The 18,293-nt window shown below is 61.7% G+C and carries 2 protein-coding genes and 1 pseudogene; all 3 read left to right on the plus strand.

Annotation, left to right across the window (positions count from 1 at the left end):
* A pseudogene (syrE, locus tag QRN50_RS01310) lies at positions 1–15,702 on the plus strand (syringomycin E biosynthesis non-ribosomal peptide synthetase SyrE); the annotation flags it as partial.
* Between the two features lie 224 nt (positions 15,703–15,926).
* The gene (locus tag QRN50_RS01315) at positions 15,927–16,757 is read left to right on the plus strand and encodes a helix-turn-helix transcriptional regulator (RefSeq protein WP_011267816.1); all 831 of its coding nucleotides are present in this window, start codon (positions 15,927–15,929) and stop codon (positions 16,755–16,757) included.
* Positions 16,754–18,172 carry an AdeC/AdeK/OprM family multidrug efflux complex outer membrane factor gene (adeC, locus tag QRN50_RS01320; RefSeq protein ID WP_024638702.1) on the plus strand — a complete coding sequence of 473 codons (1,419 nt, stop codon included), beginning with the start codon at positions 16,754–16,756 and terminating at the stop codon, positions 18,170–18,172. Before QRN50_RS01315 ends, adeC begins: the two co-directional genes overlap by 4 nt.
* Positions 18,173–18,293 lie beyond the last annotated feature (121 nt).

Raw genomic sequence — 18,293 nt, forward strand, 5'->3', positions numbered from 1 at the left:
GAACTGCCGTTGACGCCGAACCGCAAGCTCGACCGCAAGGCCTTGCCGGCTCCGGCTGACGATGCCTTTGCCAGCCGCGAGCACGTGGAGCCTCAAGGGGCTACCGAGATTGCGCTGGCGCAGATCTGGCAAAACCTGCTCGATCTGGAACGGGTGGGCCGTCATGATCAGTTCTTTGAACTGGGCGGCCACTCCTTGCTGGCGATGCGGCTGATTTCCCAGGTGCGTCATCAATTGGGCGTCGAACTTGGTCTGGCTGCACTGTTCGCCCATCCCGAACTAAGTGCCCTGGCCGTAGCCATCGCTCAGGCCGGACGCAGCACATTGCCGGACATCGTACCGGTGGCACGCGATCAGGCGTGGCCATTGTCATTCGGCCAGCAACGTCTGTGGTTTCTCGCCCAGATGGAAGGCGCCAGCGCGGCCTACCACATACCTGCCGGCCTGAGCCTGCATGGCAACCTGAATCTCAAGGCATTGCAACGGGCGTTGGAGCGTATCGTGGCGCGCCACGAAGGTTTACGCACCACGTTCATGCAGGGCGATGACGGACAGCCGGTGCAACGCATCAGCCCGGCGGACACCGGTTTCAACCTGGAAATGCACGATCTGCAAGGGTTGACGGATGCCGAGGAAAAACTTCAGGCACTGGCCAGCGAAGAGTCGCTGCAAAGCTTCGATCTGCAACAGGGCCCGTTGATTCGTGGCCGCCTGATTCGTATGGCCGAGGACCATCACGTATTGTTGCTGACCCTGCACCATATCGTTTCCGATGGCTGGTCGGTTGATGTGCTGACCCGCGAATTGTCCGCGCTCTATGCCGCATTCAGTCAGGACCAGGACGACCCGCTGGCGCCGCTGGAGCTGCAATACCTGGACTACGCCGTGTGGCAACGTCGCTGGCTGAGTGGCGATGTGCTGCAACAGCAAAGCAATTTCTGGCAGCAAACCCTGGCAGATGCTCCGGCGTTGTTGATGTTGCCCACCGACCGTGCGCGTCCGGCGCTGCAGGACTATGCCGGTGCAGCACTGCCCGTCGTGTTCGACAAAGACCTTACCCGAGGTCTCAAGGCATTGAGCCAACGCCGCGGCAGCACCCTGTTCATGACGGTCATGGCCGCGTGGGCCGGCCTGCTGGGACGCCTGGCTGGCCAGGATGATGTGGTCATCGGTACGCCAGTAGCCAACCGTACTCGCAGCGAAGTCGAAGGGCTGGTGGGCCTGTTCGTCAACACTCTGGCCATCCGCGTCGACCTCAGTGACAAGCCCACGGCAGAGACGCTGCTGGCGCGGGTCAAGCAGCAGACTCTCGATGCCCAGGCGCATCAGGACTTGCCGTTCGAACAAGTCGTGGAAGTCATCAATCCGCTACGCAGCCTGTCCCACAGCCCGATTTTCCAGGCCATGTTGTCGTGGGAAAACAACGAGGCGTCTGATCTGACGCTCGGCGACATGACTCTGAAAAGCATCGAATTGGCCGCTGATACTGCCCAATTCGACCTGACGCTGGACATGGCCGAGGTGGATGAGCAACTGGTCGGCACGCTGGAGTACGCCACAGCGTTGTTCGACGAGAGCACCATGCGGCGCTATCTGGGCTACTTCCAGCGTGTGCTGGAGGCCATGGTCGCCGACGACCAGCAGGTGCTGGAGCACGTAGCCTTGCTGGGTGCCGACGAACGTGAACATTTGCTGGCAGGCCTCAACGCAACAGAGGCGCCCTTCCCTCAGGATCGCACGATTCATCAGTTGTTCGAAGAAAGGGTTCAGGCGCAGCCCGACGCCATCGCCGTGGCCTTCGGGGCGCAGCGCTTGAGCTATGCCGAATTGAACCGTCAGGCCAACCGTGTGGCTCACCATCTGATCAGCCTGGGCATCAAACCGGATGATCGGGTGGCGATCTGCGTCGAGCGTGGCGTGGAAATGCTGATCGGCGTGCTCGGTGTGCTCAAGGCCGGTGCTGCTTATGTGCCACTGGATCCGGCTTACCCCGCCGAGCGTCTGGCCTACATGATTGAAGACAGTACGCCGTCGGCACTGTTGGCCCAGCGTGATGTGCAGGCGCATCTGCCGACGCTGGACTTGCCGCTGGTGCTGCTCGATGAGGATCAGCGCACCACCCTCTCCGAGCGTGACGACAACCCGGTGGTGGAAACACTCGGTGCGCACAATCTGGCGTACGTGATCTACACCTCGGGCTCCACCGGCGTGCCGAAAGGCGTAATGGTCGAGCATCGCGGATTGTTCGCCGTCAGCGCGGCGTGGGAGCAACTGTACGCACTGCACGCGCCACTCAATCACTTGCAGATGGCCGGGTTTTCCTTCGATGTGTTCAGCGCCGACCTGATCCGCTCTCTGGCTTTCGGCGGCACACTGGTACTGTGCCCACGCGAGACATTGATGGACCCGCCTGCGCTTTACCGCCTGTTGAGCGAGGAGTCGATCGGATTTGCGGATTTCGTGCCAGCCGTACTCAACGCATTGCTGGGCTGGGTGGAAGAGACGGGGCACGACCTGTCGTTCATGCGCACAGTGGTCTGTGGTTCGGATATCTGGACCGCGCACAGCGCCCGGCAACTGCGCAAGCTTTGTGGCGATCACGTGCAGATCGTCCAGGCCTACGGTGTCACTGAAGCCAGTATCGACAGCACCTGCTTCGAGTTCGAGGCAACCAGCCAGGTCGACGGGGTCTTGCCGATTGGTCGGGCATTGGCCAATACGCGGATTTATCTGCTCGATGAGCTTGGCCAAGCGGTTCCGCCGGGTGTCGCGGGCGAGCTGTATATCGGCGGCGCGGGTATTGCTCGCGGCTATCTGAATTTGCCGCAACTAACTGCCGAACGCTTCATGGACAACCCCTTCGTGGCGGGCGAACGGCTGTACCGCAGCGGCGACATGGCGCGCTACCGGGCTGATGGCAATATCGAATTCCTCGGCCGCAACGACTCCCAGGCCAAGCTGCGTGGGTTGCGTCTGGAGCTGGGCGAAATCGAAGCACGCCTGGCCGAGGTTGCAGGTGTGCGCGAAAGCCTCGTCGTGATTCGCGAGGACAGCGGCGGCACGCCGAAACTGATCGCGTATTTTGTGGAATATGCCACTCGCGACGAGTCTGGCCCTGCCCTGACCCCGCGCGCGCTGCGCCAGCAACTGCAACTCAACCTGCCGGAATACATGATCCCGGCAGCGTTCGTGCGCATGGCCGCATTGCAGCTGAGCGCCAACGGCAAACTGGATCGAAGAGCGTTGCCCGAGCCGGATGCCGACGCCTTCGATCAGCATGATTTCGAAGCAGCCGATGGCCCGCTGGAGACGGCAATCGCCGCAATCTGGGCCGATGTGCTGGGCGTCGCACAAGTCGGCCGTCATGATGACTTTTTCGCGCTCGGCGGTCATTCATTGCTGGTCATGCGCGTACTGGCTCAGGTTCGTCAGCAATTGAATCTGGAGGTTTCACCGTCAGTGTTTTTCGCGGCACCGGTGCTGCGGCAGTTCGCCGAGCGGCTGGGCAACACGCAGGACAACGCTCGCGTGGCGATCAAGCCTGTGCAACGTTCGGGTGCGCTACTGCTGTCGTTTGCCCAACAGCGCCTATGGTTCCTCGCGCAACTGGAAGGTGGCAGCGCCGCTTACCATATTCCGGCGGGACTGCGTCTGCGTGGCAACCTTGATCAGGCTTCGCTGCAACGCGCACTGGACCGTATCGTGGCCCGCCATGAGGCGCTGCGCACGACCTTTGTCCAAGAGCAGGGACAGCCTGCGGAGCAGCGTATCTCTGCCGCAGAAACAGGTTTCAGACTGCAACTGCAGGTACTGGCCGGGCAGACCGATGCCGAAGACAAGCTGCTCGCCATCGCGGCACAAGAGGCCAGCGAGCACTTCGACCTCGTCAATGGACCACTGGTGCGCGGGCGTCTGGTGCGCATGGCCGATGACGACCACGTGTTGCTGGTGACCATGCACCACATCGTCTCCGATGGCTGGTCAACCGGGGTGTTGAATCGCGAGCTGGGTGCCCTTTACGACGCCTTCCGCCAGGGTGCGGATGATCCACTGCCGGCCTTGCCAGTGCAATACGTCGACTACGCACTGTGGCAGCGTGACTGGTTGAGTGGCGACGTGCTGCAACAACAGCGTCAGTACTGGCAGCAGGCCCTGGCTGGTGCGCCGGCCTTGCTGACCCTGCCGACCGACCGACCACGTCCGGCGCAACAGGACTACAGCGGGCAGACGCTGGAACTGGTGCTCGATACACAATTGACCCGTGGCCTCAAGGCCTTGAGCCAACGCCACGGCAGCAGTCTGTTCATGACCGTCATGGGCGCCTGGGCCGCGCTGTTGGGACGGCTGTCCGGTCAGGATGACGTGGTGATCGGTACGCCGGTGGCCAACCGTATGAGCGCCGAAGTGGAGAACCTGATTGGCTTCTTCGTCAACACCCTCGCTATACGGGTCGACCTCTCAGGCACGCCGAGCGTCGAAGCGCTGGTACGGCAAGTCAAACAGCGAACTCTGGCTGCCCAGGCAAATCAGGACCTGCCGTTCGAACAAGTGGTTGAAGTGGTTCAACCGCAACGCAGCCTGTCCCACAGCCCGATTTTTCAGGCCATGCTGTCATGGCAAAACAACGAGGACACCGCGCTGGTGCTTGGCGACCTGACCCTGCAAGGCGTCGCAGTGGCCGGTGATACGGCAAAGTTCGACTTGGCGCTGGACATCGGCGAGGTGGACGGGCAACTGATCGGCACGCTGGAGTACGCCACGGCACTGTTCGACGAAAGCACCATGCGTCGGTATCGAGGCTACTTCCTGCGCTTGTTGGAGGCTATGGCGGCCGATGATCAGCAAGTGCTGGAACAGGTACCGTTGCTCGACACTGCCGAGCGCGAGTACCTGCTGAAGGATATCAATGCCACAGAGCGCACCTACCCTGTCGGTCAGTTGATGCATCGCTTGTTCGAGGCCCATGCCGAAGCTGCACCGCAGGCAATTGCCGTCCGCCAGGGTGAGCAGACACTGACCTACGCTGAACTCGACAGCCGCGCCAATGCCCTGGCTCAGCACCTGCGCAAACACGGTGTGGGACCGGGAACCCGGGTGGCGATTCTGCTGGATCGTTCGGTGGAATTGCTGGCCAGCATGCTGGCCACCCTCAAATGCGGCGCGGCTTATCTGGCGCTGGATCGTCTGGCCCCTGAAGAGCGCCTGCGCTTCATGCTCGAGGACAGCGAAGCCATCATGCTGCTGAGCCGTAGCGACCTGACGGCACCTGACATGACGCCAAGGCTGGATCTGGACACACTGGAGCTGTCAGCGCTGAACCAAGAGCCAGTCGTGCCTGCAACTGAAGTCGCAGGCGAGACCCCCGCGTGCATCATCTACACCTCTGGCTCCACCGGTGTGCCCAAGGGCGTGATCGTGACCCACAACGGCATTGTGCGGCTGGTTCAGGACAACGGCTACTACGACTTCTCCGCCGAGGACCGTGTGGCGTTTTCGTCCAACCCGGCGTTCGACGCCAGCACTCCGGAAATCTGGGGTGCATTGCTCAATGGCTGCCAGTCGGTGATTATCGAGCCGCAGGTGCTGCTTGAGCCGGTGGCCTTCGCCGCCCTGCTCAAGCGCCATGGTGTAACAGCCATGATCAGCTCGACCGCCCTGTTCAACCTGTATGCCGGGTTGATTCCCGAGGCCCTGGCAGGCCTGCGTATGATCATGTGTGGCGGCGAGCGCGCTGATCCGGCCTCGTTCCGTCGGGTCCGGGAGCACTCCGCTCAGGTACGCCTGTTCAACGGCTATGGCCCGACCGAGGGCACCACCTGTGCCACCAGCTACGAAATCTTCGATGTACTGCCTGACACCCTCAGCCTGCCGATTGGCAAGCCCAACGCCAACGTGCGGGTCTATGTGCTTGACGCCCGGCGCGAGCCGGTGCCGATGGGCGTGGTCGGCGAGATCTATATCGGTGGCACAGGCGTCGCACTCGGCTACCTGAACCGCCCGGAGCTGACCGCTGAACGTTTCAGCGAAGACCCGTTCAGCCAGCAGGCCGGCGCGCGACTCTATCGCACCGGCGACCTGGCGCGCTGGTTGCCGGACGGTAACCTTGAATACCTGGCGCGTAACGATGGGCAGGTCAAGGTCCGCGGCTTCCGCGTCGAGCTTGGCGAAATCGAAAGCGTCCTGCATTTGTGCGACGGCGTTCGCAACTCCGTGGTGGTGGCGCATGAAGCCAGCCCGGGTGACACCCGTCTGGTGGCTTACTACACCGTGCATGCGGGCGTTGATGCACCTGATCCGGAGGATCTGCGTGCGCAATTGAGTGCCGATCTGGCGGAGTACATGGTTCCGAGTGTGTTCGTACGCCTGGATGCCTTGCCGCTGACGCTCAATGGCAAGGTTGATCAGAAGGCGTTACCGGTCCCCGACCTGAATGCGATGTTCGAGCGAACCTACGTTGCGCCGGAAGGTGCCACCGAACAGGCCCTGGCGGAAATATTCCAGGAACTGCTGGGCCTTGAACGCGTGGGTCGTCATGACGGCTTCTTCGAGCTTGGCGGTCATTCGCTGCTGGCTGCGCAACTGGTTTCCCGTGTGCGTCAGCAACTGAACGGTGACATGGCGCTGCGCCAGCTGTTCAATCACCCGACCGTGGCCGAGCTGGCGAAGGTGGTCGACGGCCTGCAAACGGTCGATTCCGACAGCATCGAACCCATCGAGCGTAACGCGCCGCTGGCACTGTCCTTTTCCCAGCAGCGTCTATGGTTCCTCGACAGGCTCGACCCTGGTGCCAGCAGTGCTTACCACATGCCGATGTCGCTGCTGCTGCGCGGCGAGCTGGATCACCGCGCGCTCAAGGCTGCGCTCGACCGTCTGGTTGCACGTCATGAAAGCCTGCGCACCACCTTCGAGCTGCACGGTGAACAGCCGGTGCAGGTCATCGCTGCGGCGGACAGCGGTTTCGCCCTGGCAGAAGACGACTTGCGCTCGCAGCCTTATGAACAGGCCAGCCTCAACGCTTCACGCATCGCCGACAGCGAGGCCGCTGCGCCGTTTGACCTGCGCCAGGGCCCGCTGATTCGCGGGCGTCTGCTGCGCCTGGCGGATGATGAGCACATGTTGCTGATCACCCAGCACCACATCATCTCCGACGGCTGGTCGGTGGGGGTGCTGATCAACGAGTTCACCGCCCTCTACCAGGCCTTCACTGAGCAGCGGTCGGACCCGCTGCCGGCCCTGTCAATCCAATACGCCGACTACGCCGCCTGGCAACGCCGCACCTTCACAGGCGAGCGCCTTGCCGAGCAGGCCGATTTCTGGCGTGAGCACCTGGGTGGCGCGCCGACGCTGCTGTCGCTGCCCACCGACCGGCCACGTCCGGCGGTGCAAAGCTACCGCGGCGGCGCTGTACCCGTGACGATCGACGCAGCGCTTCATCAGCGTCTGGAGCGCTTCTGCCAGGCCCATAACGTCACCTTGTTCATGGGCCTGCTCAGTGCCTGGTCGGTGCTTATGGCCCGTCTGGGCAACGAACGCGATGTGGTGATAGGTGTGCCGAGCGCCAACCGTGGCCGCACCGAAACCGAGAACCTGATCGGTTTCTTCGTCAACACCCTGGCCCTGCGCGTTGATCTGACGCAGAACCCGAGCGTGGCGCAACTGCTGGAACAGGTCCGCCAGACCACGCTGGCGGCCAATGAGCATCAGGACATTCCATTCGAGCAAGTGATCGAAGCCTTGCAGCCGCCACGCTCGATGAGTCATAGCCCGCTGTGTCAGGTCGCCCTGTCGCTGGATAACACCAGCATCGGCGGCGAGTTGAAGCTGCCGGGCCTTAGCCTGCACCCCGTGCTACAAGCCCATGAAACCGCGCAGTTCGACCTGATGCTGACCCTGGCTAGCGAAAACGGCGCCCTGAACGGGGTCATCGAATACGCCAGCGATCTCTTCGATCGCTCCACCGTCGAGCGTTTTGCCCAGCATTTCCATACGCTGCTGGAAGCGATGGTCGAGGATGTCGCGCAACCTGTGCTCGGCCTGCCGTTGCTCAGCCCGGCGCAGCGCCTGGCCTCGCCAGCGCTACTGCAGCCCAAGGCGGTATTCGCCTCGGGGCTGATGGTGCATCAGCGCTTTGAACAGTTCGCCGCCGCCCATCCGCAGAACATCGCGCTGGTCTTTGGCCGGCATGAGGTGAGCTACCAGGCGCTCAATCGCCGAGCCAACCGCCTGGCCCATGAACTACTCGCCCAAGGCGTGCGTCCCGATGACCGGGTGGCGATCCTCGCAGAGCGTGGTACGCAGATGATCTGCGCAGTGCTGGCCGTGCTCAAGTCCGGTGCGGCCTACGTACCGCTGGACCCGACTTACCCCACCGAGCGTCTCGGCTACCTGCTGACAGACAGTGCGCCGGTGGCGTTGCTGGCCCAGTCGGCCTGCCTTGACGTGCTGCCGGCACACAGCGTGCCGGTACTGACCCTCGGCGCGGACAACGACAGTGCCGATTTGGCAGATGAATCACTGGACCGCAACCCTGAGCCTGCTGCGCTGGGACTGTCTCGCGAGCATTTGGCGTATGTCATTTACACCTCAGGGTCGACAGGCCTGCCCAAAGGTGTGCTGGTCGAGCACGGCAACGTGGCACGCCTGTTCGACGCCACCGCCGGGCAATTCAACTTCGGGCATGAGGATGTCTGGACGCTGTTCCACTCCTTCGCCTTCGACTTCTCGGTCTGGGAAATCTGGGGCGCGCTGTGCTACGGCGGCAAACTGGTCATCGTCCCGAGTGAGGTGGCGCGTTCGCCGGATGACTTCTATGCGCTGGTCTGCGAGCAGCAGGTCACCGTTCTGAACCAGACGCCAAGCGCTTTCCGCCAGTTCATCCAGGCCCGCGAACGCAGCCCGCAGGAGCATGCGCTGCGTGAAGTGGTGTTCGGTGGTGAGGCTTTGGACTTCCGCAGCCTGCAGCCCTGGACCGCACGCACACCGCTGTCGCGTACCCGTCTGGTGAACATGTACGGGATCACGGAAATCACCGTGCATGCCACCTACTACCCGATCAGCCAGTCGGAAATCGACACCGCCATGCCAAGCCTGATCGGCCCGGCACTGGACGACCTGTGCCTGCGTATCCTCGATGACTATCAGCAGCCGGTACCGGTGGGCGTCAATGGCGAGATTTATATCGGCGGCGCCGGCGTTGCCCGGCATTACCTGAACCGCACGGAACTGAATGCCGAACGTTTTATTGCCGACCCGTATGCCATGCAAAACGGCGCTCGCCTCTATCGTACCGGTGACGTTGCGCACTACCGCAGCGACGGCGGTGTGGTCTACGTCGGCCGTAATGACTCGCAAATCAAGATTCGCGGCTTTCGTATCGAATTGGGCGAGATCGAGGCGCAATTGCTCGCCTGCCCGGAGGTCCGTGAAGCAATGGTTATCTTGCGTGAGGATCGCCCTGGCGACAAACGCCTGGTCGCCTACCTGATTGCCGAGGACGGCGCTGCTCCCGAGTCAGCGCTGCTGCGCAGCCAACTGGCCAGCGTGCTGGCCGAACACATGCTGCCCAGTGCCTTTGTGACCCTTGAAACCTGGCCATTGACCACCAACGGCAAGCTGGACCGTGCCGCCCTGCCCGCGCCGGACCAGTTCGCGACGGTGAGTCGTGACTACGAAGCACCGCTAGGCGCTATCGAAACGACCCTGGCCGCTGCCTGGCAGGAATTGCTCGGGGTTGAACGTGTCGGTCGTCAGGATCACTTCTTCGAACTGGGTGGTCACTCCTTCCTCGTCATCAGCCTGATCGAGCGCTTGCGTCAGATCGGCTTGTTGCTGGACGTGAGTACGGTGTTCTCGGCACCAACCCTGCAAGCCATGGCCGCGGTCCTGGCGGGCGGTACTGCGGCGGAACGGGTCGCCCCGGCGAACCTGATTCCCGTCGATTGCACGGCGCTGACCCCGGACATGCTGCCGTTGGTGAAACTGACCCGGCAGGAACTGGAGCATATCGTTGCCGATGTGCCAGGCGGCGTCGCCAATGTTCAGGATATCTATCCACTGTCATCGCTGCAGGAAGGCATCCTGTTTCACCATCTGTTGCAGTCAGAAGGCGACGCCTACCTGATGCGCACCCTAGCGACGTTCGACAGCCGTGCGTTGCTCGACAAATTCCTCGGCGCGCTGCAAGTGGTGATCAACCGCCACGACATCATGCGCAGCTCCCTGCGCTGGCAGGGTCTGCCGCAGCCGGTGCAGGTGGTGCATCGTCAGGCACAGTTGCCAGTCATTCAGCTCGACACCGCGCCGGGTGAAGACGCCTTGCAGATGCTGCGCGAACGCACCAATACCTACCATATGCGCCTGGACCTGCAACAGGCACCGCTGATAGCCGCATATATCACTTACGATACCCGGCAGGAAAAGTGGCTGATGGCACTGCTGGACCATCACCTGATCAGTGACAACGTTACCCTGCGCCTGATCATGGGCGAGATCCAGGCAGTGATGGACGGACGCGCCGACGCCCTGCCGCCATCCCAGCCGTACCGCAACTTCATCGCCCGGGCCGCGTGTGTTTCCCAGGCCGAACATGAAGCCTACTTCCGTCAACTGCTGGGCGATGTCGATACCACCACTGCGCCCTACGGCGTGCTCGATGTGCGTGGCGGCGATGCAACAATCCTGCGTTCGGTGCAGGATCTGAGCGACGATCTCAGCGCGCGGATCCACAGCACCGCACGGGCCCAGGGCGTACCAACCTCGGTGCTGTTCCACGCGGCATGGGGGTTGGTGGTGGCCGCCACCAGCGGCCGTGACGACGGGATTTTCGGTACCGTGCTTTCGGGACGTTCCCAGGGCACCTCCGGCGCCAACCATGCGCTGGGGATGTTCATCAATACCTTGCCGATGCGTATTCGCCTGCAACAAAACAGCGTGCGCGATATCGTTCAGGATGCCTACCAACAGCTGAGCGGGCTGCTGACCCACGAGCAGGCGCCTCTGGCCCTGGCGCAGCGCTGCAGCGCAGTGGATGCATCGCTGCCGATGTTCACCGTGATCCTCAATTGCCGTCACGGTGATCTGGTGAACACTGCCGGGGAAAACATCGAGGACATGGGCGAGGAGCAGGAAGGTGTTCATTTCCTGGGCTCCGAAACCCGTACCAACTACCCGATCGAAATTGCCGTAGCCAATGAGGCCAATGGCTTTTCGCTGACCGCGCAGTCTATAGATGGCATCGATCCGCACCGGATTGCCGCCTACCTCGGTCAGGCGGTTGCCGAGCTGGTCAACGCCCTTGAGCAGGATCCGGCACGCCTGGCGAGCAGTCTTGAAGTGATTCCGCAAGCCGAGCGGCAGCTGCTCAACGACTTCAACGACACCGCCAGCGACTTCGCACCGGCCGTACCGATCCATGCCTTGTTCGAAGACCAGGTCCGCCGCAATCCTGATGCCGTAGCGCTGGTCTATGAAGACCGCCAACTGAGCTATCGCCAGCTCAACCGCCGCGCCAACCACGTGGCCCGGCAGTTGCTGCAACTCGGTGTGCAGCCGGACGAGCGCGTGGCCATCTGCGCCGAACGCAGCCTGGACATGATTGTCGGCCTGCTGGGCGTGCTCAAGTCCGGTGCCGCCTACGTGCCGATTGACCCTGCCCACCCTGCTGACCGTATGGCCTTCATGCTGCAGGACAGTCAGCCGCGCGCGCTGCTGACGCAGGGCGCGCTCAGCCTGCCGGTCGGCGACACGCCGTTGATGCTGCTGGACAGCGCTGAATCGCTGCTCGCGGCGGATGATCAGGCGTTCGACGCCAATCCCGTGGTCGACGGCCTGACGGCGGAAAACCTGGCCTACGTGATCTACACCTCAGGCTCCACCGGCCAGTCGAAAGGTGTCATGGTCGAGCACCGCTCGGTGTTCAACTTCTGGAACGTGCTGACCCGCACGACCCATCAGCATTGCCCGACACCGGCCACCGTGGCGCTGAATGCCGGCTTCTTCTTCGACATGTCGATCAAAGGCATCTCGCAATTGTTCTCTGGCCACAAGCTGGTGATCATCCCGCAACTGCTGCGTGCCAACGGCAGCGAACTGCTGGACTTCCTCGAAGCGCATCAGGTTCATGCCTTCGACTCCACCCCGTCGCAGCTCGACACCCTGCTCTCGGCCGGTCTGCTGGAACGCAGCAGCTATCAGCCGGTCAGCGTGCTGCTGGGTGGTGAGGCGATCAACGCCAGCACCTGGGAGAAACTGCGTAACTGCCCGACCATCCGCTTCTACAACATGTATGGCCCGACCGAGTGCACAGTGGACGCGACCATCGATCTGATCCGCGACCTGGGTGAAAAACCAAGCATCGGCCGGCCTATTGCCAACGTCCAGGTGCATGTTCTGGATGCGCGTGGCGAGCCGGCACCACTGGGCGTCGCCGGGGAAATTCATATCGGCGGTAGCGGTGTGGCCCGTGGCTACCTCAACCGTGACGAGCTGAGTGCCGAGCGTTTCATCGTTGACCCGTTCTCCGATGTCGCCAACGCCCGGCTTTACAAAACCGGCGACCTGGGTCGCTGGCTGGCAGACGGCACGCTGGAATACATGGGCCGCAACGACTTCCAGGTGAAGGTTCGCGGTTTCCGTATCGAGCTGGGTGAAATCGAAAACGTTCTGCTGGCCGTACCAGGCATCCGCGAGGTGGTGGTGATTGCCCGCAACGACAGCCAGGGTGATTCGGACAGCCAGCGCCTGGTCGCTTATGTCTGTGGTGAATCGGTGGCAGCCGAACACTTGCGCAGCGAATTGCTCAGGCATCTGCCGGAGTACATGGTGCCCAGCGCTTTCGTCCAGCTGGACGCCCTGCCGCTGACCGCCAACGGCAAACTCGACCGCCGTGCGCTGCCGGCCCCCGGTCAGGATGCGTTGGCCAGCAAGGTTTACGAGGCGCCGCAAGGCGAAACCGAAGAGGCCATCGCCGAGATATGGAAAGCCTTGTTGCATCTGGACCAGGTAGGTCGCAACGACGGCTTCCTTGAACTGGGTGGTCATTCGTTGCTCGCCGTGCAGTTGCTGTCGCGACTGCGGCGCAAACTTGGTACACGAATCACCTTGCGTGAACTCTTCGACGCCCCGACCGTGCGTGGCCTGGCTTCACTGGTCAACGCCGCAGCGCCAGGTGAAGCACAATCGATTCCGAGGGCCAATCGCTCTGGCCGTCTGCCGCTGTCCTTTTCCCAGCAGCGCTTGTGGTTCCTCGATCACCTGGATCACGCCGCGGGTGCGGCCTATCACTTGCCGATGGCGTTGCGCCTTACAGGGGCACTTGACACCGCTGCCCTGGAGGCAACGCTGGATCGCCTGGTTGCCCGCCACGAAACCCTGCGCACGCGTTTTGAACTGGTGGACGGTGAACCGGTGCAGAAGATCGCTCCGGCCGATAGCCGCTTTCCGTTGTTGAAACAGGATCTGCGCGACCTGTCCGGTGACGAGCGCACTTCGACCCTGGCCCGTCTGGGTCAGGAAAATGCCACGCAACTGTTCGATCTGACCAAGGGGCCGATGCTGCGCGGGCATTTGCTGCGGGTTGCGGATGCTGAGCATGTGCTGTTGATCACGTTGCATCACATCGTCTCCGACGGCTGGTCCAACAGCGTCCTTGCTCAGGAAGTGAGCGCGCTTTACGCCGCCTTCAGTCAAGGCCAGAAAAACCCGCTGCCCGCGCTGCCACTGCAATACGTGGACTACGCCGCCTGGCAACGGCAATCCCTCGACGGCCCCGCCCTGCAGGCCCAGATCGACTTCTGGCGCAAGCATCTGGAAGGTGCGCCAAGTGTGTTGAATCTGCCACTGGACCGTCCGCGCCCGGCCATCCAGAGCTATACCGGCGGGATGGTCGAGCATGTGTTTTCGCCAGCATTGAGTGCCGACTTGCGTGCCTTCAGCCAGGCTCAAGGCAGCACGCCGTTCATGGTTCTGCTGGCAGGATGGTCGATGCTCATGAGCCACCTGAGCGGGCAGACCGATGTGGTGGTAGGTACGCCTGTCGCTAACCGCCAGCATCCCGAGCTGGAGCCAATGATCGGCTTCTTTGCCAATACGCTGGCATTGCGTGTGGCAACCGACCGAGAGACGCGTTTGAACGACATGCTCGACCGGATCAAGAGCCTTACGCTGGCTGCCTACAATCATCAGGACTTGCCGTTCGAGCAAGTGGTGAGCGCCTTGCAGCCAACCCGCAACATGAGCCACAGCCCGTTGTTCCAGGTGATGTTGAGCCTGGATAATACGCCGCCTTCGCTGTTGCAATTACCTGACCTGGAAGTCGAGTTGCTGGACAGCGAGCATCACACCACTCAGTTCGACCTGTCGTTGTCACTGGTGGATTCCAGCGAAAGCCTGAGCGGCGGCCTGCAATACTCCAGCGACCTGTTCGACAAAACCACTGCGCAGGCCATCATGCAGCTGTTTGCAAGGGTTCTGGAGAACATGGTGAGCGACGCTCGGCAGTCGATTGGCCAAGTGCTGGACAACACGCCAGCGCTGCCGCGTTCGGCGCATACCGCGACTATCGCTGCGACGGTCGAAGACGAACAGCCTGAAGCCCTGCCTTACGAAGCGCCCGAAGGCGAGACCGAGATCGCCCTCGCCAACCTCTGGAAAGAGTTGCTCAAGCTGGAAAAGGTCAGTCGCCATGACGACTTCTTCAAGCTGGGCGGTATTTCGCTGATGGCGGTGCAAATGGCCTCGCGCCTGCGCAAGGTGCTCGGCAAACCGATCGCGGTCCGCGATCTGTTCATCGAGCCGACCATTGCCGGTTTTGCCAGAACCCTGGACGGCCAGGCACGCCCCGGCCAGCACAGCAACCTGGTGCCGGTCCGCCGCACTGGCTCGCAAAGACCGCTGTTTCTGGTGCACCCACTGGGCGGCGAAGTGCAGTACGTGCGCGATCTGGCCGCGGCAATCGACCCGCAGGTGCCGCTGTATGGCTTGGCCGCCAGTGGTCTGGCGGCTGGAGAGACGCCGCTGTTTGAGGTGCCGGCCATGGCTGCGCGTTACCTGGCGGCGATTCGCCAGGTACAACCGAAAGGGCCTTACCGGATCGGCGGCTGGTCTGCAGGTGGTCTTATCGCTTATGAAATGGCCCGCCAGCTGCAATCCAGCGGTGAAAAACTGGAGTTCCTGGGCATCATCGACACCTCCGCGCGTCTTGAGCAGCAAGCGCCGGAGGCATTGAGCGAAGGTCAATTCCTGATGGACTGGCTACCAGAGCAGCTCGACCCCGAAGTATTCCGGCAGCTCACCGAGCTGGCCGGCACGGATGCCATCGATGAAATGCTGGCACTGTGCATGGCACACCGCCTGCTCCCGGAGGAACTGCCACAGGACGTCGATGCCACCTTGTTACGCAGCCATCTTGCTGTGGCCCATGCAACCCATATCGCCATCGGTAACTATGTCAGCCCGCCTGCCCCACTTACGGTGACACTGTTTACCGCCAGTGCAGAGGAGCGCGACGATCCGCTGCTGGGCTGGACGGCCTTGCTCGATTCCCCGGTGAACGTTACTGAGCTTCCCGGCACCCACGAAACGCTGGTCAGGGCGCCTCAGGTCAGCGCACTGGGCCAGGCGATCTCCCGGGCGCTGAACAAGGAGCCCAACCAGGAGCCCCGCAGAGAAGAGGTTTTACGTTCGATAACCGCGCCAGCTGAGTAGTAACCGCCAGGTTGCGCAGGATGTCCCGGTATCCAGTGACAGACTTTTCCTGCGCAACTCAGCTTAATTGGAACCTAGAGCTGAATCGTTTTTTGTGAAGACTTTCATGCGTGATGCCGGATTCTAGTGATGTTAAGGCGCGAAGGATTTGAGCGTCCTGAGGGCGGAATTCACAGTCTGGTCGACAGAATTGCACGCAACTTCTGATCTTCAGGAATGGACATATGAACCGACAAGTGAATGCCAAAGATGAAGTGAAAACGCACATTTATCTGGAACTCGGGAAGCTGGTGTCTAGCGTCGGAGATGACATGTTTCTGAGCAACATGTACCAGTTAATCAATACATCGCTGGCTGTGAGCCGTGTGGAACTGAGCGAGTGGACCGTTGATGACAGTCAGGCGACGGTGACCGATGTACAGCTGCTGGGCTACGCGGGCGCTGAGTTGAATCCGCAGATGCAAACGGTGTGTCCGACCCGTGCCAGACACCGCAGCGACCATCCACTGGTCAAGCGCGTGCTGGAGGTAGAGGACGACCTGCTGATTCACCTGAACGCCCGGATGAAAAACCAGCAAGGCAATGACTGTCTCGGAACCTCCCACCAGTGCAGCATGATTTCGCGCAAGGCCAATCGCTGTTGTGTGATCTCACTGCACCGTCCGCAAGCTGACAAAGATTACTCGTTGCAAGAGCTGTCTTTTTTGAAATACCTCTCGGAGGCCCTGTTGCCTTTGTCGGAACGGCATGCCCGCGTACATCGCCAATCCGGTATGAAAAACGCTGGTGGCATGCTGTCTCACGGCTCGGTTCCCATTGAGTACAAGTACCTGCAACGCGAGTTCAACGAACGCTTGCTTGCCTGCGACGTCTCGCTATCGGCACGCGAGAAGGAGGCCTGTCTGGAATTCCTCGCGGGCGGCACAGTCCCTGAGATCGCCGAAAAACTCTGCGTCAAGAGCAGTTCCATCGAAACCTACCTGAAACGTTCCGCCGCCAAGCTGGGCATCAGCGGTCGACATGGACTGGCCAAATGGATGATAGGCGCAGAATGAACAGATCAATTGGCCCCTGGCTGTTTACGGCACTGTCCTTGAGCGGCTGCTCGTTGATTCCGGACTATCAGCGCCCGGCGGCACCGGTTGCCGCGCACTACCCACAATCCTCAGCCTATGCGCCAGCACTCTCTGGTCCGCTGGCGGCGGACATGGGCTGGCGTGACCTGTTCCGCGACCCGACGCTGCAACAGCTTATCGAAAGCGCCCTGCTCAACAATCGTGACTTGCGCGTTGCAGCGCTCAACGTCGAGGCCTATCAAGCGCAATACCGCATTCAGCGCGCCGATCTGTTTCCCGCGATCAGCGCCACAGGCAGCGGTACCCGGCAACGCCAGCCCGCCAGTATCACGCAGACCGGCGGCCCGGTGACCAGCGGTACTTATTCGGCAACGCTGGGTATCAGCTCTTACGAGCTTGATTTGTTCGGACGCATACGCAGTCTCAGCGATCAGGCCTCGCTCACCTATTTGTCCAGCGAAGAGGCCCGGCGCAGCACCCAACTAAGCCTGGTGGCGAGTGTCGCCACTGCCTACCTGACCTGGCGTGCCGACCAGGAGCTATTGGCCTTGACTCAGGACACGCTGATGTCCTACGAAAAGAGCCTGAAGCTGACCACTCGCAGCCAGCAAGTCGGCGCTTCTTCGTCACTGGACCTGGCCCAGTCGCGCACATCGGTGGAGAGCGCACGGGCAAGTCTGGCGACGTTCCAGCGCCAGGCCGCTCAGGACCTCAATAACCTGACTTTACTGGTGGGCACGGAGGTTGCGGACAGCGCGCCCAGCCGTCCGTTGTCCTCCGAATGGCTCGCTGAAGTGCCGGCGGGGCTGCCTTCTGATCTGCTGCAACGACGCCCGGACATTCTTGAAGCCGAATACCAGTTGCAGTCGGCCAACGCCAGCATCGGTGCTGCGCGAGCGGCATTCTTCCCGAGCATTACCCTGACGGCCAACGCCGGTACATCCAGCACCGAACTGTCCGGTTTGTTCAAAGGCGGTTCGGGAGGCTGGGTGTTTTCACCGCAGATCGATATCCCGATTTTCAACGCCGGCAGTCTGCGAGCGAGCCTGGATTATTCGAAAATCCAGAAGGATATAAGCGTTTCAAAGTACGAAAAATCGATACAGACCGCCTTTCAGGAGGTCGCCGATGGTCTGGCAGCGCGTCAGACCTACAAGCATCAGTTGAAGGCGCAGAGCGATCTTGTACAGGCCAACCAGGAGTATTACCGCCTTGCCGAACGACGTTACCGCATTGGCGTCGACAGCAGCCTGACATTCCTCGACGCCCAACGCTCTTTATTCAGCGCTCAACAAAACCTGATCACCGATCGACTGTCGCAGCTGACCGCCGAGGTCAATCTCTACAAGGCGCTGGGCGGCGGCTGGACAGAGCGTACATCAACACCCTTGTGAGGAACTGAAGATGGGCATATTCGAACCTGGAGCACATGTACGCCTTCGCTCGGGCGGCAGAATCATGGTGGTCAAGCATGAACCCGCGGTTACCCCGCTCCCGGACACTCTGCTCGTGCTG

Origin of the sequence: Pseudomonas sp. MEJ108, from assembly GCF_030208985.1 — a bacterium.
Taxonomy (GTDB): Bacteria; Pseudomonadota; Gammaproteobacteria; order Pseudomonadales; family Pseudomonadaceae; genus Aquipseudomonas; species Aquipseudomonas fragariae.